Source organism: Pedobacter fastidiosus (assembly GCF_014306625.1).
Classification (GTDB): Bacteria; Bacteroidota; Bacteroidia; order Sphingobacteriales; family Sphingobacteriaceae; genus Pedobacter; species Pedobacter fastidiosus.
In genome coordinates this window covers 168,922-189,295 of sequence record NZ_JACRYL010000002.1, presented here as the reverse complement: position 1 = coordinate 189,295, position 20,374 = coordinate 168,922, and the positions used below count along the sequence as shown (strand labels likewise).

19 protein-coding genes are annotated in these 20,374 nt (G+C 35.3%); 12 read left to right on the top strand and 7 right to left on the bottom strand.

From position 1 onward, the window contains the following. Positions 1-58: 58 nt before the first annotated feature. Together H7U22_RS02935 and H7U22_RS02930 are read right to left on the bottom strand one after the other, a co-directional pair. Positions 59-358 carry a HigA family addiction module antitoxin gene (locus tag H7U22_RS02935; RefSeq protein WP_187069845.1) on the bottom strand — a complete coding sequence of 100 codons (300 nt, stop codon included), beginning with the start codon at positions 356-358 and terminating at the stop codon, positions 59-61. Positions 359-369: 11 nt separating this feature from the next. After that, entirely contained in the window at positions 370-654 is a 285-nt protein-coding gene (locus H7U22_RS02930; protein WP_187069844.1) for a type II toxin-antitoxin system RelE/ParE family toxin, read from the bottom strand. 191 nt (positions 655-845) lie between these two features. Between H7U22_RS02930 and H7U22_RS02925 the strand changes: the two genes are divergently transcribed. The 8 genes from H7U22_RS02925 (at position 846) to rplT (ending at position 9,357) form a co-directional block, all read left to right on the top strand. Continuing rightward, positions 846-2,738, top strand: coding sequence for a RecQ family ATP-dependent DNA helicase (locus H7U22_RS02925; RefSeq protein ID WP_187069843.1), 1,893 nt, complete (start codon positions 846-848; stop codon positions 2,736-2,738). A gap of 86 nt (positions 2,739-2,824) precedes the next feature. Further along, complete coding sequence (locus H7U22_RS02920) at positions 2,825-4,132, top strand: MFS transporter (RefSeq protein ID WP_187069842.1); 1,308 nt, start codon at positions 2,825-2,827, stop codon at positions 4,130-4,132. A gap of 21 nt (positions 4,133-4,153) precedes the next feature. Beyond that, complete coding sequence (locus H7U22_RS02915; RefSeq protein ID WP_187069841.1) at positions 4,154-4,891, top strand: (Fe-S)-binding protein; 738 nt, start codon at positions 4,154-4,156, stop codon at positions 4,889-4,891. Between the two features lie 121 nt (positions 4,892-5,012). Then, positions 5,013-5,918, top strand: coding sequence for a hypothetical protein (locus H7U22_RS02910; protein ID WP_187069840.1), 906 nt, complete (start codon positions 5,013-5,015; stop codon positions 5,916-5,918). 276 nt (positions 5,919-6,194) lie between these two features. After that, positions 6,195-8,120: a threonine--tRNA ligase gene (gene thrS, locus H7U22_RS02905; protein WP_187069839.1), complete on the top strand. Its 1,926-nt coding sequence runs from the start codon at positions 6,195-6,197 to the stop codon at positions 8,118-8,120. A 16-nt stretch (positions 8,121-8,136) separates the two neighbouring features. Further along, positions 8,137-8,706, top strand: coding sequence for a translation initiation factor IF-3 (gene infC / locus H7U22_RS02900; RefSeq protein ID WP_187069838.1), 570 nt, complete (start codon positions 8,137-8,139; stop codon positions 8,704-8,706). A gap of 29 nt (positions 8,707-8,735) precedes the next feature. Then, positions 8,736-8,936, top strand: a complete 201-nt coding sequence (rpmI, locus tag H7U22_RS02895) for a 50S ribosomal protein L35 (protein WP_109924531.1) — start codon at positions 8,736-8,738, stop codon at positions 8,934-8,936. Between the two features lie 76 nt (positions 8,937-9,012). After that, a complete protein-coding gene (rplT, locus tag H7U22_RS02890) occupies positions 9,013-9,357 on the top strand; it encodes a 50S ribosomal protein L20 (protein ID WP_123206121.1) in 345 nt (114 codons plus the stop codon). Between the two features lie 81 nt (positions 9,358-9,438). Here the strand turns inward: rplT and H7U22_RS02885 are convergent, their stop codons facing one another. The 5 genes from H7U22_RS02885 to H7U22_RS02865 form a co-directional block, all read right to left on the bottom strand. Next, on the bottom strand, positions 9,439-10,890 hold the full coding sequence (locus H7U22_RS02885; protein ID WP_187069837.1) for a DUF294 nucleotidyltransferase-like domain-containing protein: 1,452 nt from the start codon (positions 10,888-10,890) through the stop codon (positions 9,439-9,441). Further along, entirely contained in the window at positions 10,880-11,557 is a 678-nt protein-coding gene (locus H7U22_RS02880; protein ID WP_187069836.1) for a 3'-5' exonuclease, read from the bottom strand. The genes H7U22_RS02885 and H7U22_RS02880 overlap by 11 nt, the downstream gene beginning before the upstream one ends. Positions 11,558-11,683: 126 nt before the next feature. Continuing rightward, positions 11,684-12,415 carry an MIP/aquaporin family protein gene (locus H7U22_RS02875; protein WP_187069835.1) on the bottom strand — a complete coding sequence of 244 codons (732 nt, stop codon included), beginning with the start codon at positions 12,413-12,415 and terminating at the stop codon, positions 11,684-11,686. Positions 12,416-12,438: 23 nt separating this feature from the next. Further along, positions 12,439-13,929 (bottom strand): glycerol kinase GlpK, encoded by a 1,491-nt coding sequence (gene glpK, locus H7U22_RS02870; RefSeq protein ID WP_187069834.1) that lies wholly within the window; start codon positions 13,927-13,929, stop codon positions 12,439-12,441. 35 nt (positions 13,930-13,964) lie between these two features. Next, positions 13,965-15,542: a glycerol-3-phosphate dehydrogenase/oxidase gene (locus tag H7U22_RS02865; protein WP_187069833.1), complete on the bottom strand. Its 1,578-nt coding sequence runs from the start codon at positions 15,540-15,542 to the stop codon at positions 13,965-13,967. A gap of 156 nt (positions 15,543-15,698) precedes the next feature. Here H7U22_RS02865 and H7U22_RS02860 point away from each other — a divergent pair, with 156 nt between their 5' ends. The 4 genes from H7U22_RS02860 (at position 15,699) to H7U22_RS02845 (ending at position 20,297) form a co-directional block, all read left to right on the top strand. After that, positions 15,699-16,463, top strand: coding sequence for a DeoR/GlpR family DNA-binding transcription regulator (locus H7U22_RS02860; RefSeq protein WP_187069832.1), 765 nt, complete (start codon positions 15,699-15,701; stop codon positions 16,461-16,463). 50 nt (positions 16,464-16,513) lie between these two features. Continuing rightward, positions 16,514-16,906 carry a response regulator transcription factor gene (locus H7U22_RS02855; RefSeq protein WP_187069831.1) on the top strand — a complete coding sequence of 131 codons (393 nt, stop codon included), beginning with the start codon at positions 16,514-16,516 and terminating at the stop codon, positions 16,904-16,906. Between the two features lie 230 nt (positions 16,907-17,136). Continuing rightward, positions 17,137-17,790: a sensor histidine kinase gene (locus tag H7U22_RS02850; protein ID WP_187069830.1), complete on the top strand. Its 654-nt coding sequence runs from the start codon at positions 17,137-17,139 to the stop codon at positions 17,788-17,790. Positions 17,791-18,065: 275 nt separating this feature from the next. Beyond that, positions 18,066-20,297 (top strand): ATP-binding protein, encoded by a 2,232-nt coding sequence (locus H7U22_RS02845; protein WP_187069829.1) that lies wholly within the window; start codon positions 18,066-18,068, stop codon positions 20,295-20,297. The last annotated feature ends 77 nt before the right edge of the window (positions 20,298-20,374 follow it).

Sequence of the window (20,374 nt, the reverse complement as noted above, 5' to 3'; positions counted from 1 at the left end):
TGAATTATTAAGGATGATTTGTATTTCTTTCAACACCGTTGAGCTTTTATTATTAGAATTAGGTATATTGAAATTTATGTAAATCGATTGAGCTATTCGCAAACTCTTGTTCAGCTTTTCTTAAATCGTAACTGGTTTGCAATCGTAACCATATACCAGCATTACCACCAAAAACCTTTTCGATTCTGATGGCCATATTTGGTGTTATTGAAGCTTTTCCGTTTAAAATATTTGATAAAGTTGGGCGTGTAACCTTTAGTAATTCAGATGCCTTTAAAACTGTTAAATTATTTACCTTGATTACTTCCTCTCTTAAAATCTCTCCAGGGTGTGTATTTTCCTTTATTCCTCTTTCCATAATTTCTACTTCTAATGTGTGTCCTCCAAACTTAAATCATAAGCATTTCCATTTTCAAATCGGAAAATGATTCTAAAATTTCCTGTAACATCTAAGCTCCAATAGTCTTTTAAATCTCCTTTAAGTGGATGAATTCTCAGATTTCTGAAAGGCTCAAAATCTTTTGGAACAAAATAAACATCATTTAATAAATCCAAAATAAACCTGATTTTCGGTAACATATCTGGTCTTATCTTACTTTCATCACCCTTGTTCCAATATGCTTTCAGTCCTTTATGGGCAATAGTTTTTATCATCAATGTTTTTGTTAAGTGTAAAGTTACACATTACACTTTGAAGTACAAAAGGGATTTTTGTAAATTTCTGCGAATAATCCATTTGTCCTAAAATATATGAATACCAATCTTTTTAAAGATAATTTTTTCTAAATCCTGCAATAATAGATGATGATTTTAGATTAAATGTATAGTTTTGATACTGCCGATTTATGACAGCAATAGAGATTTTACAAAAATATTGGGGACACCCAGCTTTTAGGCCCTTACAACAAGATATTATTACCTCGGTTTTAGAAGGAAAAGATAGTTTGGCACTTCTTCCAACGGGTGGAGGAAAATCAATCTGTTTTCAGGTGCCTGCTTTGGTAAATGAGGGCATTTGTATTGTTGTTTCTCCGCTAATTGCCTTGATGAAAGATCAGGTTGAAAATCTTAAATCGAAAGGTATTGAGGCTATTGCCATTTATGCAGGAATGGGCAAGCGAGAGATCGATATTTTGCTGGATAACTGTATCTATGGAAAAATCAAGTTTCTTTATTTATCGCCAGAACGATTACTTTCTGATTTAGTTCGAACACGTATTTCTTACATGAATGTTAATCTTATTGCGGTTGATGAGGCACATTGTATTTCTCAATGGGGTTATGATTTTCGGCCACCTTACCAACAGATTGCAAAACTTAGAGAAATCCATCCCGATGTTCCGGTTTTGGCATTAACTGCAACAGCCACAGAATTTGTTCGAAAAGATATTTTAGAGAAACTTGAAATGAAAGACCCACAGGTTTTCGTAAAAAGTTTTGCTAGAGATAATTTATCGTATGTCGTTTTTGCTCAGGAGGATAAATACAAAAAGTTGATTGAGATCTGCAGAAATGTAAATGGAACAGGGTTAGTTTATGTTCGTAATCGGAGGGAAACTGCAGAGGTTTCCAATTTTCTCAATCGCAATCAAATCAAAGCCGATTTTTATCACGCAGGCTTAGAACGCGATTTACGCTTTAAAAAACAGGAGGAATGGAAGCAGAATAAAACCAGAATTATGGTCGCTACAAATGCTTTCGGAATGGGAATCGATAAAGCTGATGTTAGAACCGTAGTCCATTTAGATTTACCAGAAAGTTTGGAAGCATATTATCAGGAAGCTGGCAGGGCTGGGCGTGATGAAAAACGAAGTTATGCCGTTTTATTAGCCAATAAATCTGATGTTTTGAGTTTGGAAGCTCGATACATCAACAGTTTCCCATCAAGTGATGACATAAGAAAGACCTATCACTATTTAGGTAATTATTTTCAATTGGCTTTTGGAGCTGGAGAAGGATTAACTTTTACTTTTGATATAGCCGATTTTTGTAAACGATTTAATATTAGTGTTTTAAAAACGATTTCTGCCTTAAAATTTTTGGAACATGACGGCTACATAACTTTATCAGAAAGTGTTTTCTTGCCATCTAGAATGATGTTTATTGTAAATCATGAAGATGTTTATCGTTTCCAGATTGAAAATAAAGCTTATGATAGTGTGATCAAAACGATACTTCGCTCTCACGGTGGCGCATTTGATGGTTTCGTAAAAATAAACGAAGGTGATTTAGCAAAGAAAATAGGTATGTCCTATAAAGATGTCATCGCTCTGCTTAATAAATTGCAGGCAATGGAAATGCTTACCTACATTCAGCAAACAGACCAACCGCAATTGCAATACGTGAGGCCACGAGTAGATATGGATCATTTCGATGTAGATTTTAAATACCTAGAACTTAGGAAAGAAATCATGCTGAAACAGATAAGTGCCGTGGTGGCTTACGCCTCTTCGAATATTTGCAGAAGTATCCAACTGCTAAGCTACTTCGATGAACATAATCCTTCAAAATGTGGCGTTTGCGATGTTTGTTTAGCAGAGAAACGAGCAGAAAATGAAAATCAAATTAATGATCAACTGGATTTTGAGATCATCTCATTACTACAGCAACAGCCGTTAAGTTTAGATGATCTAGTTACCAATATTAAAATTGGAACCGAAAACGATAGGATAGAAGCGATCCGAGAATTATTAGATGCTGGCAAAATAAAATCTGACGGCAAGAAGTATTATATTTAGCGACAGTTTGGTTAAACGTATTGGCTAATTTAATTTTAACAGTTAACCAATTTATTATATCAAATAGTTAACCTCCTTAAATACAGATGATAGAAAAAGACAATAAGAAAATTATACGCTCTTGGGCATTTTTCGATTGGGCAAATTCTGCCTATAATTTAGTTATTACTTCCACCATTTTTCCAGTTTATTATGTTGCAATAACCACAACAGAGGCGCATGGAGATGAAGTGACTTTTTTTGGGAAAACTTTTATAAACACCGTTCTATCAAATTATGCACTCGCATTTGCTTACTTAGTTATGGTTGTTTTGTTGCCAATATTATCATCTTACGCAGATGCCAAAGGCAAAAAGAAGTTCTTCATGAAACTGTTCACCTATATCGGCTCTTTCGCCTGTATGGGTTTATTTTTCTTCAAGCTTGAAACTTTAGAAGCAGGAATTATTTGCTTTGTATTAGCTGCAATGGGTTATGTGGGCGGTGTAATGTTTAACAATGCTTACTTGCCAATAATTGCATCAACCGATAACCAGGACAAGGTAAGCGCTCAAGGTTTTTCTTATGGATATGTAGGGAGCGTTATTTTGCAGTTGATATGTTTTGTTTTTGTATTAAAACCCGAACTTTTTGGCATTACAGATAAATCATTACCAGCTCAAATATCATTCTTATTAGTGGGCATCTGGTGGTTCGTATTTGCACAAATTCCTTTCAAAGCGCTGCCAAAAGATGTACCTCAAGAAGCTTCTGTGGGTGAGGGCATTGTTAAAAGTAGTTTTGGAGAATTTGCAAAAGTCTGGAATCAATTAAAACGTATGAAATTTTTAAAAACGTACTTAATTGCTTTCTTTTTTTATTCGATGGGCGTACAAACCATCATGCTTGCAGCAGCAGGTTTTGGTGCAAAGGTTTTGAAATTGGAGTCTGGGAGTTTAATTGCTGTTATTTTAATTATTCAATTGGTGGCAATTTTGGGCGCATGGCTAATGTCGCTTTTAGCAAAAAAATGGGGTAACGTAAATGTTCTGATCATTGTTGTATTGGTTTGGATTGCCTGCTGTGTTTATGGCTATTCCATTGTTAATGAGCTTCAATTTTATACGCTAGCTGCAATAGTTGGTTTAATTATGGGTGGAATCCAATCATTATCCCGCTCTACTTACTCAAAACATATTCCAGAAAACACAACTGAAACGGCTTCATTTTTTAGTTTTTACGACGCTACAGAAAAATTAGCAATCGTTATCGGGTTATTTAGCTTTGCTACGATAGAAGGACTAACGCACAATATGCGCCAATCAATCATCGCTCTAGCATCATTTTTTATCGTTGGCTTGATCTTTTTAGTGCTTTTACGAAAAATCGAACGCAAAGAATTGCTAAAATCGTAAGTTTGTAGCCTGAAGATTATTATGAAAGTAGAATTATTTGTACCCTGTTTTGTTGATCAATTATATCCGGAAACCGCTTTTAATACTTTAAGATTATTAGAAAAATCTGGCTGTAAGGTAGAATATAACTCAAAACAGACTTGTTGCGGTCAGCCTGCCTATAACGCCGGTTACTGGGATGAAGCAAAAGAAGTTGGGACAAAATTCTTAAATGATTTTACTGAAAATACCTATGTGGTTGCACCATCTGCTTCTTGTGTGGGTATGATCAAGAATGGTTATAACGATCTCTTTACCAATACAATGGTCCACAATAAATGCCGAAGTTTACAATCGAATATCTGGGAGCTTTCTGATTTTTTAATCAAGGTTGCAAAGAAAGATTATTTCGGCGCCGAGCTAGAAGGTAAAGCTGTTTATCACGATTCTTGTAGCGCTTTGAGAGAGTGCAAAATTAAAGATGAACCTCGACAATTGCTTTCAAAAGTACATGGTTTGGAAATGTTGGAAATGGAAGATACCGATATGTGTTGCGGTTTCGGTGGAACATTTGCCGTTAAGTTCGATGCAATTTCATCTGCAATGGCAGAGCAAAAAGTTAATCATGCCCTAGCTCAAAAGGCCGATTACATCATTTCGACAGATTTATCTTGTCTTTTACATCTTCAAGGTTACATCGATAAAAACCATCTTCCAATTAAAACCATGCACATTGCTGATGTTTTATGTAACGGCTGGTTGGAAAGCACTGAATACTAACAACTTTTTTACGTCTGATTGCTAGAGATTTAACACAAATTAACAAGGTTTCTGTTTTATCTGCAATACCTTTGTTAAACCTTTTTGCAACTTCAATCTCTAACTAACAAAATAACATAAAATGAAAAAACTAATTTTTGCTTTATTGAGCATTTTCTCAATTGTATCCATAGCTGATGCACAAAAGAAAACCTCAGGAGCTATACAATTTGAATCAACAGTTGATCCGGCTGCTATGGCTTCGGCAAGCGGTATCCAGTTAACCGATCAAATGAAAGCTAGAATGCCATCAACCAGTAAATCCAATTTCGAATTATTATTTACGGCTACTAATGCGAGTTATATGCCTGTAGAAGAAACTGAAGACAGTAATGGCGCTGGTGGCGGAAACGGCGGTGGTATGGGTAGAATGATGATGCGTTTTGGTGGCGGTGGCGGCAACCGTGAGTATTATTATTCTTTTGCTGATCAAAAACTTACTGAAGTTTTCGATTTAAATGATACAACTTACTATATGCCGAGCAAGTTAACACTATCTACAACTGGTCCAATAGGATCAATGAGAATGGGTGGAAACAGAACGCCGGGCGATACGACAAAACCAAAACCGGTTGCTCCACCAACTATTGAAATCGTTAAAACTGATTCAACAAAAAAAATATTGGGTTTTACCTGTAAACAAGTTATCGTAAGATCAACAAGGGCAATTAAGCTTTTAGATATGGATAAAAATGTAGTGGAAGAAACTAAAATCTGGTACACAAATGAGTTGGGCTTCAATTTTTCCCCAAATCCAAATATGTGGACAGAAGGAACAGTTTTAGCTATTGAGGGTAGAGGAAACAGTTCTATCGCGAAGAGCATAGAATATAGAAATGTAAGTGCAAAAGATGTTACAGCACCTAAAAAAGCCAAATTAATAACAGACGAGGAGTACAAAACTAAAATGGAAAACATGATGAAACGTTTTAGAAATAACAGACCTCCAGGTGGTGGTGGACAAGTTAGATCATTCGGAATGAATTAATATTCATTTTAAAATTATATCGAGCCTGTTCATTTATTTGAGCAGGCTTTTTTTGTATATCGAGCTTCGAAGTTTTGCTTCGCTCAGCTCTCTAAATTTCGCAAGTAGAATTATATCAATACAATACGCATTAATTCTGCAAATTTTAGCCATTCAAATAACTTTCGCTATCTTTGCACCAACTAAAAATCACTTTGTATGTGATTTAGAATTCACAATATTTTTAAACCGTTCCGAAGTTTTAATAAAGGATTAGGAACAAAATCATAGTTGTAGATGATTAATATTACTTTACCTGACGGATCGGTTCGTCAGTATGAAAAGGGCACTTCTGCCCATCAAATTGCATTGTCAATTTCTGAAGGTTTAGCTCGAAATGTATTAGCCGCAGAGGTTAATGGCCAAGTTTGGGATTCAACCCGTCCAATCGAAGAAGATTCATCAGTGAAACTTTTAACATGGAACGATGCTGAAGGAAAAACAACTTTTTGGCATTCATCGGCTCACTTAATGGCCGAGGCTTTAGAAGCACTTTACCCAGGAACAAAGTTTGGTATCGGTCCGGCAATAGAGACTGGTTTTTATTACGATGTAGATTTTGGAGAAAAAGAATTTTCTTCTGATGATTTCAAAGCCATCGAAACCAAAATGATTGAACTGGCTAAGCAAAAACAAATCTTCACTCGCGAAAGTGTAAGCAAAGCTGATGCAATTAAATATTTTACCGAAAAAGGCGACGAATACAAACTAGACCTAATTGACGGTTTAGAAGATGGTAAAATCACTTTTTATAACCAAGGTGCTTTTACAGATTTATGCCGTGGGCCACACATTCCGAATACTGGTTTTGTAAAAGCAGTAAAACTGATGAACGTTGCTGGTGCTTATTGGCGTGGCGATGAAACTAAAAAACAGTTAACACGTATATATGGTGTAACTTTTCCTAAAGCGAGCGAGCTTACAGAATATCTTGCGATGATTGAAGAAGCGAAAAAACGCGATCACCGTAAATTGGGAAAAGAGCTAGAATTATTCATGTTCTCAGAAAAAGTTGGTGCTGGTTTACCGATGTGGTTGCCAAAAGGAACTGCTTTACGTGAGCGTTTGGTTAACTTTTTAACTAAAGCGCAATCTAAATCAGGTTACGAACAAGTTGTTACTCCACACATTGGAAATAAAAATTTATACGTTACTTCTGGTCACTGGGATAAATACGGTAAAGATTCCTTCCAACCGATAAAAACTCCACAAGAAGGAGAGGAGTTTTTCTTAAAACCGATGAACTGTCCTCACCACTGTGAAATGTATAAGTTCAAACCGCGTTCTTACAAAGATCTTCCGGTTCGTTTTGCTGAGTTTGGTACAGTATATCGTTACGAACAAAGTGGCGAGTTGCATGGTTTAACTCGTGTAAGAGGGTTTACTCAAGATGATGCACATTTGTTCTGTATGCCAGAGCAAGTAAAAGATGAATTTAAAAAAGTTATCGATTTGGTACTTTATGTATTTAAATCTTTAGGTTTTGATAATTATACAGCACAAATATCTTTACGCGATCCAGAAAATAAATCAAAATATATTGGTTCTGATGAAAACTGGAAATTAGCAGAAAGTGCAATTGTTGAGGCTGCTGCAGAGAAAGGATTAAATACTGTTGTAGAATATGGCGAAGCAGCCTTTTACGGCCCTAAGCTAGACTTTATGGTTAAGGATGCTTTAGGTAGAAAATGGCAGTTGGGAACGATACAGGTAGATTATAACTTACCAGAACGTTTCGAATTGGAATATACTGGAAGTGATAATTTAAAACATCGCCCAGTAATGATTCACCGTGCACCCTTTGGATCTTTGGAAAGATTTGTTGCCGTTTTGATTGAACATTGTGCCGGAAATTTCCCATTATGGTTAAGCCCGGAGCAGTTTACAATCCTTCCTATTTCAGAAAAGTATGAAGAATATGCAAAAAAAGTTTTAGATGAGCTAAATAATTCCGATATTCGCGGGCTGATTGACTTTCGTGATGAGAAAATCGGTCGCAAAATCCGTGATGCGGAAGTTAAAAAAATCCCATATATGCTCATTATCGGTGATAAAGAGATGGCCGAAGGAAAAGTTTCGGTTCGTAAACATGGCGAGGGGGATTTAGGCGAAATGACGTTGGAGGAATTCAACAATTTATTAATAAAAGAAATAACAGTTTAATTAAAACAGTACACATTTGGCATTAGGAAGACCAGGATTTAACAGGGGACCACGTCCACCTTTTAAGAAGAAAGAAGCAGAACATAACATTAATCAGTTTATTAAATCGCCCGAAGTGCGTTTAGCTGGCGATAATGTTGAACCAGGGATTTATCCTTTGGCTAAAGCTCTGGCGCTTGCTGATGAACAGGAACTGGATTTGGTAGAGATTTCTCCAAACGCAGTACCACCAGTTTGTAGAATTATTGATTACAGTAAGTTTGTTTACGAGCAAAAGAAAAAGCAGAAAGAGATAAAATCAAACGCTAAACAAACTGTTATAAAGGAAATTCGTTTCGGTCCTAACACGAACGATCACGATTTCCAATTTAAATTAAAACACGCAGTAAGCTTTTTAGAGAACGGTGAGAAAGTTAGAGCTTATGTGCATTTTAAAGGTAGAGCAATTGTTTACAAAGAACAGGGTGAAATTTTATTATTAAAATTTGCTCAAGCTTTGGAAGATGTAGGGAAAGTAGAGTTATTACCTAAGTTAGAAGGTAAACGTATGTTCCTAACAGTTGCGCCTAAAGTAGCAAAAAAATAAAAATAGGTTTATAAATTAAAAAACAGGTTATGCCAAAAATGAAAACCAATTCCAGTGCTAAAAAGCGTTTTTCGCTTACTGGAACAGGTAAAATCAAAAGAAACAACGCATACAAAAGTCACATCTTAACAAAGATGAGTACTAAACGTAAACGTGCTTTAGGTCAGACAAGTCTAGTTTCAGACGCTGATTTAGGAAACGTTAAACGTATGCTTTGCATCGGTAAGTAATTTATTAATTTCACCAGGTATCAGGCTTTAAGTTTCCGATTAAACGGAACGCCGCTTGCCAAAAAACAACAACAACATGCCACGTTCGGTAAACGCAGTAGCTTCGAGAAGAAGAAGAAAGAAAATCCTTAATATGGCCAAAGGCTATTGGGGAGCAAGAAGTAAGGTTTATACTGTTGCTAAAAACACAGTAGAAAAAGGTTTGCAATATGCATACCGTGACCGTAAAGTTAAGAAAAGAGAATTCCGCGGATTATGGATCCAACGTATTAATGCAGGTGCTCGTCAGCACGGTATTTCTTACTCTCAATTAATCGGTAAACTAGCTTCAAAAGAAATCGGTTTAAACCGTAAAGTATTAGCTGATTTAGCAATGAATCATCCTGAAGCTTTCAAAGCTGTAATTGATGCAGTAAAATAGAAATTCTCGCTTGTGCGATTATAATATTTAAAAAGTCCCGATTTTATCGGGACTTTTTTTGTTAAATATTTTTTAGGATTATTAACCCAAGCTATTGGTAAACTTCATTCTAATTCCGCTTTGGAAATTCTGAATCGTTTTAAAAATTTCTACAAGCGTTACCTTTTCTATTTTAGTTAGCGAATCTATTTCGATAAAATTATTTGGAGCAATGTTTTCTTCAGTAATGAGCTTTGCCTGATGTTTCAGTCTTAACCCCATCAAGTAATAATAGGATTGTGATAGTTCCTCAAATTGTTGATCTGTAAAAACACCTAACTCTTTAAGTGCCTTCAACCGCTCTCCAGTATTTTCCTTTTGGAAGATTCTATTTTGTAGTGCATAAACTCTTGCTAAATCTACTATGGGTGTCATGGCAGTTTTAATATCGAAAACTTCTTTCTTTGCTATTTTTTGGGTTTTAATATTTCTGAAGTAGGTAAGTGGTGGTTCATATAATAATGCGTTTTTCGCTAAATAAACGTAAAATTTTTCTATTGGTTTTTGAAGTTCCTCATCTACAAATGATCTTAGCTTTTCCATTATAGTTAAATCACCATAAATTGCTCTGCAATCAAAAAAGGCAGCAAACTTTACTGCAGCCTCGGGTAAAGCTTCTTCAATCCAGTTTTTATAATTGTATTTCCAATGCTCCAGAGAATGTGTCCAGTTTGGATTCGAAGCCATATAATCACCATCGCAATAAACAAAGCCAACATAATTTAATTTATCCGAAACCTGCCCAGCAAAATCCAGGAAATAGGAGCGAACACCTGCTCGATCTTCCTCTGAAGTATCTTCATAAATAATTGCATTATCCTGATCCGTTTTCAAACTAAGTTCTTTTCGTCCTTCGCTCCCTAAAACCATGAAAACGAATTTTGCTGGTGGAGGTCCTAATTTCGCAATTACTTCATCAATAATTTTTAACGAAATGGTATCAGCGATGGTTGTAACAACTTCATTTACAATTTTAGCATGTACACCTCTTTCTAATAATTGAGCAACAATATGAGGTACTTTTTGCCATTTGCTTTTTAAATCGCTGGTGTTTACAGCAGATTTAACAGATTGTATAAAGACTAAGGGAGATTCGGCCTGTTCACTTAAAAGTCTATTTCTACTTAAAAAACCCACATAGTTACCGTTATCATTAACCAAAAGATAGCGAGACTTCCTGCTAAACATCATTAATATGGCCTCATAAACAAAGGCATCTGGAGAAATGGTAACGATATTTGGATCCATTACTTCTCTAATTGCCAACTGCGGATTTAGCTGTGTCGCAATTACTTTATCTCTTAAGGTAATATCAGTAACAAATCCAAGAAAGTTATCTTGCTCATCCTTCACAAATAAACAACTGGTTTTATTTTCAGCCATTTTAAAAGCAACCTCGAAAATAGGCGTTTCAGGCAAACAGCTCACAATTTTTTTGAATGCGATATCGCCAATTCTTGAAGTATAAATTTTATCAACTAATTTATTTTCCATTAAATAATCGCTCTATAATTCGTTTAAAGAAGGATTTTTTAATGTTTCCCTCCGCTTTATTAAAGCTGTGTTCTTGCTTGTAAACCGAAGTTAGGGTTATTTTTTTGTTTGTAATGAGATGGAAAAAAATTTTGGCTGTATTTGAGGCATCCGCCAATGCATTGTGTATTTGAGATGGTTCTTCATTAAATAAAATAGTATAGAATTTATTTAATTTTAGATGACTGATAACTGAATTGGTTACATAGTCTGCACTTGTTTTCATCGTGCAATAGAATGTTGAATTTTGAAAAATATTTTCTTTCTCAAGTCTGCTCAGTTCAACGTTTACCATGTGATAATCTAGCTCAATGAAATGCCCAATTATCAAAGGTTTAAATTTAATTATATCATCGCAGAACAAATCCATGACCTCACTAAGAGGTTCTCCATTAATTTGTAAATACTCATTAGTAATCTTATGGATCTTTTCTGCACCCGCATCGATTTTAAAACCATCATTTTTAATGTAATGGTTTTCTCTCTTAATTTCTTGATAGCTACTGTCGTATATTATCCAAGCAATTTGCACAATATGAGGCCAATTTTTTTCTTTAAAATAAGGCGCAGTCCAGTTTTTTGGTAAACCAGAAGTTTCAGTATCAATAACTAGGAAAAATTCTTGCAATTTGAAATATTTAGTTAGTGCAATGCTCTTAAATTATAAAGAGATTGCCAATCATTCTATCTCAAAGATAATTAATTTAAATCTTTAACTGAGTGTTGATGAGTATTTAAACAGTTATTTGAACGATTAAATATTTAGAGCCAAGTACAATAATGCGGCTAAAGATGCACCGATTACCGGGCCAACAATAGGTACCCAAGAATAAGCCCAATCGCTACTTCCTTTACCTTTCATGGGAACTAATGCATGAACAATCCTAGGGCCTAAATCTCTAGCCGGATTAATGGCATAACCTGTAGTTCCGCCAAGCCCTAAACCAATTACCCATACTAAAAATGCTACAGGAAGTGCGCCTAATGAGCCCAAACCAACGGGAGTTTTATCGATGCCCATTTCTGCATTGGTAAAATAGAAAATCACGAATATTAAAACGAATGTTCCAAGAATCTCTGATAAAAGATTAGATTTTAAATTTCTGATTGCTGGAGATGTTGCAAAAGGAGCGGCCTTTAAACCTGGATCTTCGGTAGCATCAAAGTGATCTTTATACATAATCCACACTAAAAACGAGCCAACTACTGCGCCACACAATTGCGCCAAAATGTAGTAGGGAACTTTTATCCACGCAAATTTTTGAGCCAAAGCTAAAGCAATTGTTACTGCTGGATTTAGATGGGCGCCACTGTAAGGCGCTGCAACTACTACACCAACAAAAACAGCAAGTGCCCATGCTGTTGTAATAACCATCCAACCGCTATCGTGCCCTTTGGTGCCCTTTAAAACTACGTTTGCCACTACGCCATTTCCTAATAGGATTATTAATGCTGTTCCAATAAATTCTGCTACAAATTCTGTCATAATAAATTCGTTTGGGTTATACTTTAATCTTCAGCGTTTACGCGAGCAGCTTTAATTGCCCTATTCCAACCCTTAATTCTTTCCGTATTATCGATACCTGCTTCGGCCACGAAGGTTTTATTTATCTTCCACTGAGATCTAATTTGATCTACGCTCTCCCAAAATCCAGTAGCTAAACCAGCCAAATAGGCAGCACCAATGGCGGTGACTTCTGTAACCTCAGGTCTGATAACTTTACAATTTAATAAATCAGCTTGAAATTGCATAAGTAAATTATTTGCTGTAGCACCTCCATCAACGCGTAATTCTGCTATACTAACGCCAGCGTCGGCTTCCATTGCCTTTAAAACATCCATCGTTTGATAAGCGATACTTTCTAAGGCAGCTCTTGCTATGTGCGATTTGTTTGTACCTCGTGTAAGTCCGGTAATGGTGCCACGAGCATGCTGATCCCAATGTGGAGCACCCAAACCTGCAAAAGCTGGTACAACATAAACGCCTTGAGTATCTTTAACCTTTTTGGCTAAAGTTTCTACATCAGCAGATTTAGAAATTAAGCCCATTTCATCCCTTAACCACTGTACAACAGCCCCGCCAATAAAAATACTTCCTTCTAATGCATAAACAACCTCATTGTTTATTTTCCAGGCTATTGTTGTTAAAAGATTGTTTGCTGATGTTTTTGGCTTATTACCAATATTCATCAGCATAAAACAACCTGTGCCATAAGTGTTTTTTACCATTCCGATTTCGGTGCACATTTGTCCGAATAATGCCGATTGTTGATCGCCCGCTATCCCTGCAATTGGTAATTTGGCGGCTAATATATTGCCTGCTGTTTCTCCATAAACCTCACTAGAAGATTTAACTTCTGGCAACATCTGTTTAGGGATGCCAAAGAGTGCTAGTAATTCATCATCCCAAGATAAAGTATGGATATTGTAAAGCATGGTCCTCGATGCATTCGTTACATCTGTTACATGGGTTTGTCCGTTTGTCAATTTCCAAATTAACCAAGTATCAATTGTTCCAAAGGCTAATTTTCCTGCTTCAGCTTTTTCTCTGGCACCCTCAACGTTTTCCAAAATCCATTTTGCCTTGGTTGCAGAGAAATAGGAATCGATGATTAATCCAGTTTTATCCTGAATTTTTTTTGATAATCCCTGTTTCTTTATTTCATCACAATAGGCAGATGTGCGTCTATCTTGCCAAACAATAGCATTGTATATTGGTTTTCCGGTTTCTTTATCCCAAACTACAGTGGTTTCTCTTTGGTTTGTTATGCCGATAGAATTGATGTCTTTTGCCGTTAAACCAGCTTTAACAATAACTTCTGCGGCTACAGATAATTGAGTTGACCAAATTTCCAAAGGATCGTGTTCTACCCAGCCTGCTTTGGGATAGATTTGTGTAAACTCTTTTTGTGCGATGGCCACAATTTCGCCATCATGGTTAAAAACAATTGCTCTCGAACTTGTAGTCCCTTGATCAAATGATAGGATATATTTGTTCATAATAATATTTGGTTAGATGTTTTGCTTGGAATTAATTATTTTACATAGTTTTGAAGATTATAAATATATCCATCGGCCAGCTTATTGAAAGTTTCAATTTGATTGCTTTCCCAGTTTTTATCGGCTTTCAATTCTTCGGCTAGGAGCGAGGCAACCTTCGTACTCATTTCTTTGGCAACATGCGCATCAATAAATAAAATCCGGAGTCTTCTGCTCAGAATGTCTTCTACAGTTTCAGCCATTTCATACCTTGCAGACCATACAACTTCGGCCTCTGTATAAGGATATTTAGGATGAAGTTTTGCCTTCAGTTCTGGTTGAGCGTTCATTAATGCTTCAATTTTAACTCGATCAGATCCATAAATATCCAAATGGTCACCAGCTTTTTTATCTGTGCAACCATGTATTTTTAAATTTTCTGTGATGCATGCTTTCATTTCTAATCCTGCATGACTAATTGCTAAGTCGACAGTTTCTTCGGCCATTCTTCTGTAGGTTGTCCATTTGCCTCCAGTTATTGTAATTAAACCTTTTGCAGAAACCATAAGCTTATGATCTCTACTGATTTCTTTTGTACTGTTTCCATCTCCAGATGTTGGCGCAGCAAGTGGTCTTAAGCCAGAAAATACACTTAATATATCAAGCTCAAGTGGTTTTCTATCAAAATATGCCGAAGCTGTATTCATAATAAAATCTACTTCCTGTTTTAATGCTCTAGGTTCCAAACTGTGTTCATCTAGCGGAGTATCAGTTGTTCCCACCAAAAGATGATCATGCCAAGGCACAGCGAAAAGAACCCGGCCATCAGAAGTTTTTGGAATCATTAATGCAGAATCGCTATTTAAAAAACTCTTCTCGATAACAATGTGTACACCTTGACTTGGGCGTACTAATTTTTTAGACTGTGGGTTATTCATCTGCAAAATATCATCCACAAAAACACCTGTTGCATTAATTACTACCTTGCCACGAAATGAAGCTTTTTTGCCTGTGAGTGTATCTTCGGTTTCTATTCCAATAATTTTGCTGTTAGAATCTTTAACAAGATTGGTAACCTTGGTGTAATTTAAAAGTGTAGCGCCTTGCTCTACAGCAGTTTGAGCAATATTTATGGCTAGCCTAGCATCATCAAATTTTCCATCGAAATATCTTATCGAACCTTTTAAGCCTTTAGATTTTATTCCTGGCATAATTTCCAAGGTTTCTTTTTTAGAAAAGAATTTAGATTTTCCAAAACTGAATTTTCCAGAAAGCCAATCGTATAGCGTTAACCCTATTAAATATTTGGCAACAGAAAACCAATCATAACATGGAATGATAAAAGCTTCTTTATCAACTAAATGGTTAGCATTATGTTGCAACAAACCACGTTCTTTTAGGGCATGCTTAACCAGTCCGATATCGCCTTGCGCAAGATATCGAACACCTCCATGAACCAGTTTCGTACTTCTGCTTGATGTTCCCTTGGCAAAATCAGATTGTTCTACCAATAATGTTTTAAAACCACGACTTGAAGCGTCTAATGCAGTACCCAAACCGGTTGCTCCACCACCAATTACAATCAGGTCCCAATTATTATTTTCAGGTATAGTAATGTTATGTAATCTTTCCATTCACAATAAAAAATAATAAAACGAAACAATACGCAAGTATAAACAATAATTATCGAAACAATATTATCTATATATTAATAATTTGTTAAAAATTTTAAGAAAATATTTTAGTCGTTATTTTATTTGCTAATTTGCAGCGTATATAATTACAAGTTTATGATGAATTTAGCCGAAAGGCACCAGTTTATATTAAGTCGCTTACAAAAGGATCAATACATTAACGTTGTTGATTTATGTAAGGAACTGAAAGTATCATCTGTAACAATAAGAAAGGATTTAAAACTACTTGAAGATAAGAGTTTACTTTTTAGAACCCACGGCGGTGCTACGGTAAATAACCCATATACTGTTGATCGACCGGTTAATGAAAAGGAAAAAATTCAATCAACAGAAAAAAATAAAATTGGAATTGCCGCCGCTTCATTACTTAACGAAAACGATTCTATTGTAATTGCATCGGGCACTACCGTATTATACTTTGCGAAGAATATTCCTGCAGGAGCAAATTTAACTGTTGTTACCTCTGCTTTGAATGTTGCCCTAGAGTTAATGCGTGAACCAAGCATTGAAGTGATACAATTGGGTGGATTGTTAAGGAAAAGTTCTTCATCCGTAATGGGGAGTTACGCCGAACAGGTATTACAGGATTTTTATTTTAATAAGCTGTTTTTAGGTGTTGATGGGATTGATTTAGATTTTGGCTTAACCACTACAAATGCAATGGAGGCACATTTAAACCGAAAAATGATTGGTGCTTCACAAAAGACCATTGTATTGGCCGACTCTACAAAATTTGGAAAAAGGGGCTTTGGCAAAATATGCGGGTTAGAGGAAATTGATCATATAATTACAGATAAAGGAATTTCTGAACAAATTGTTAAACATTTAGAGAGTTTAGGTGTTACTGTAACTATCGTATAGGAAATTCCATTCTGTACAGCTAAACCAAAAACAAAAAGTATAATTTGAACATGGAAAAAAAACGAATACACATTTTAGAAGACGATCAGGAGATTAGAAACGTGATCGAAATTCTTTTAAAGGAAGAAGGCTTTGAACTACAATTATCATCATCATTCTCTGAGCTTAAAAAAAATATTCAGGATGCTATGCCCGATCTTTTTTTATTGGATGTAATGTTGCCAGATGGTAACGGTGCTGAAATTTGTGAAGATTTAAAAACTGATATTTTTACAAAACACATTCCGATAATTGTGATGTCTGCTCAAAACAATAGTGAGCAAAAGGCAATTGATGCTTTTGCTGATGACTACATAAGCAAGCCTTTTGATATTTATGATGTTTTAGCTCGAATAAACGCACAGCTTAAACGCAGCGAAGAAAATAGAACTACTAAGGCATAGACTTAATAACATTATTTAGAACTCCAAACCTAATTGTTTGGAGTTTTTTTGTTATTGGATAAATTTAAAATCACATTTAATTTTATTTCTATTTGGTAATCAATTATTTAGCTGTATTTCATTCTAGCATCATTAAAATTTGATTTTTCTAAAATTAGTCAATCTCCTTTTTATTTTTTAACAACTATAAACTTCCATTTGTAAATATTTTTTTGCAATTTGGAGTGTAAATGGAAATTCCACATTTAAAACCCAGGGCTTTAGAGCCTATAGTTGAAACGGAGGATGATCTTCGTAAAGCTATTTTTTTAGATTTTGAAGAAGAAAAAGCAAAGCTGGCAGAATTTCTACACGATGAGGTTGCACAGCTTCTTTTCCAGTTAAAAAATCAATCGGAGCATAATTTTAATCCCGAACTCCAATCAGAAATCTCGCAAGCACTTGAACGTGTTCGCAATGCTTCATTTGAGTTGAAACCAAGAATTTTTGAAACATTAGGACTTTTCGCTGCTTTAAAAGAACTCTTTTCTAAACGTTTTAACTATATCAGCCATGAGGCGTTTAATAATTTTATTAAACTGTCAGATAATTTGGGAGATGCTATGGAATCGGCCATTTTTAGATTAACGCAACAAACTTTGGATTGCCTAGATGTTGATTTATTAAGAGGTTTGAGCATGAATGTAAACCGTTTAGATGATGGTATTTTGTGTTTAACCTATGGCTTCGCATTCAATCCTGACAAGCCTTCCATACCAAGAACAGATTTTGCAGAGAAACTTCGATCTGTTGTTTATCTATTATCGGGTAAAATGATCTTCAGAGAATATGAGCAAAATCAATTGGAAGTCGTTATCTATTTGGATGAAGATATAAGTGCTTAAGCTTTTTCCATCTATCTTTGATTACACGCACCTGTAGTAATTTTACATTTAATCTATCGATAGCTTTGAAATGTGATCTCTTCCAATTCTTTGATCTCTGATAAAAAAAGCAGAATACGCCTCAAAACTTTTAGGAATATTTTTTTATCTAGATTAGATATTTGCTAAATAAGGGTCATCAACGCTTAGTAGGTAGTATTTAGGCTAAATAATTAAAATAAGCAAAGCTGACTTTAATAGTCCACCTTTACTTAACCCTCCCTAAATACAAAATAATGTTAGAGCTCAAGTTTGATTTAAATAATTGTGACCTTGAACCTATACATATTCCAGGATCTATTCAATCTCACGGTTATTTTATAGCTATTAATCAAGAAGAATTTATTTCGTGTTGTAGCGAAAATATATATGAATTAAGTGGCCTACAAGCCGTTGACTTAATTGGCAAATCATTAAAATATTTGGAGCGTAGTTTGTCTCTTCAGGATGGGAATTCCTTAATCAGCGAAATGGTTCGTCTTACAAAGCAAGTAGATCATTTAGAACAACTTAATCCAAGTTTAATCACGATTAAAGATAAACCATTTAACTTGATTATTACAGCTTCGGAAGCACTGTTGTTTTTAGAATTTGAGCCGATTGTTGTAGATGGTTCCAGTTTATTGCAAAGTATGATTGGGCGTTCGGTTTCTCACATGCTGAAGGATAAAAATTTAAATGTTTTATTGAACAATACTTCAATTCAAGTTAGAAAGATAATAGGTTTTGATCGTATAATGATTTATAGATTTGCTCCAGATGGACATGGAGAAGTGGTTAGCGAATCAAAAAGTGAGAATCAAGATTCATGGCTTGGACAACACTTTCCAGCTTCAGATATTCCACAACAGGCAAGATCACTTTATAAAATTAATTTAACGCGATTAATTGCAGATGTTGAAGCCGTTTCATCCAAAATATTGGGTTTTCCGGATGTAAAAAGTCTTGATTTAACGCATTCTCAGCTTCGATCAGTTTCTCCAATTCATATTCAATACCTTAAAAATATGGGGGTTGCATCTAGTTTTAGCATCTCTTTAATTTTTAGAGGCGAGTTATGGGGATTAATTGCCTGCCATAATTATACACCAAAATTTATCGACTACAGATCTAGAGAATCAGCCAAATTAATTGGTGAAATCCTTTCCTCTGCATTGGAATTTAGGCAGGAAGAATCTGATCAACAAATTCACGAAATTTTTAACAATCACCTCGTAAAACTTTCTAAGCAACTTCAAAAAAACGACTCCTTGATTGATGCTTTAACCAAACATAAAACCAATCTTTTAAATGTAGTTCATGGCGGTGGGGCAGTTTTTGTTTATGAGAAACGTTTTGTTAAGCTGGGTATAACACCAAACTCCGCACAGATTGAATCTTTGATGAAATGGATTCAAGCCAAATCTAGAAAATCAATTTTTCATACCAATAATTTGGAAGCAATTTATCCTCCGGCTAAAGCTTTTAGAAAAACGGCCAGTGGTTTACTACTTTTGGTTATTTCTAGGGAACTTAACGAATACATTTTGTTTTTTAAACCAGAACAGCTCGAAACAATATCTTGGGCAGGAAATCCAACAAAGCAAATTGAGGTGGGTAATAATGGTTTAACTCATATATCGCCTAGAAAATCTTTCGAATCTTGGGCTGAAACCGTTGTCGGGAAATCGATTAATTGGTCTTTAGAAGAAATACAGGCTGTATCAAAATTAAAGGAAGAAATAGTATATTCCATTAATTTAAAGGCGAATGCAATACGCTTAATGAACGAAAAGTTAAAAGAAGCTTATGAAGAATTGGATACGTTCAGCTATACAATTTCTCACGACCTTAAAAATCCTGTATCTGCAATTAAGGTATTTTCACAATTGTTAATGAGAGATGCTTCTCTTTCCGAACGAGGAAAACAGATTTCAAGGCACATTGAAGATGGAGCCAAAAAAATGAATTTAATGATTGATGAAGTTTTGGAATACTCCAGAATTGGTCGTGCCGAAACCGCTTACAGTATGGTTGATGTATCGGTAATGATTGAAAGGATTATTACTGAAATGAGAATTGTTTTTCATGATCGTTTTTTAAATATAACCGTAGGAAACTTACCAGCTATTTATGGGGATAGTGCGATGCTGATGCGAGTATTTGCGAACTTAATTGGCAATGCAGTAAAATACAGTCAGCATAGCCATAGCCCGAAAGTTCATATTGAAGCGATTAATGATGGGAAAAGTATCTGCTACCAAATTACGGATAATGGAATAGGCATAAAACCTGTTGATTTACCGAGGATATTTGATTTGTTTAAGAGAATGTCTAACGTTGGCCAAATTGAAGGTTCTGGCGTAGGCTTAGCGATTGTAAAGCGTATAATGGATAAACATGAGGGAAAGGTTTGGGCGGAGAGCGTAATGAATGAGGGAAGTGTGTTTTATGCCAGCTTTAAACATTCCAAAATAAATCAGCAATAAGAACTGATTTTTTAATCATGAAATAGAATAAACAGAAAATGCTATCCTTAATAGATAGCATTTAAGTGCGGAGAGTG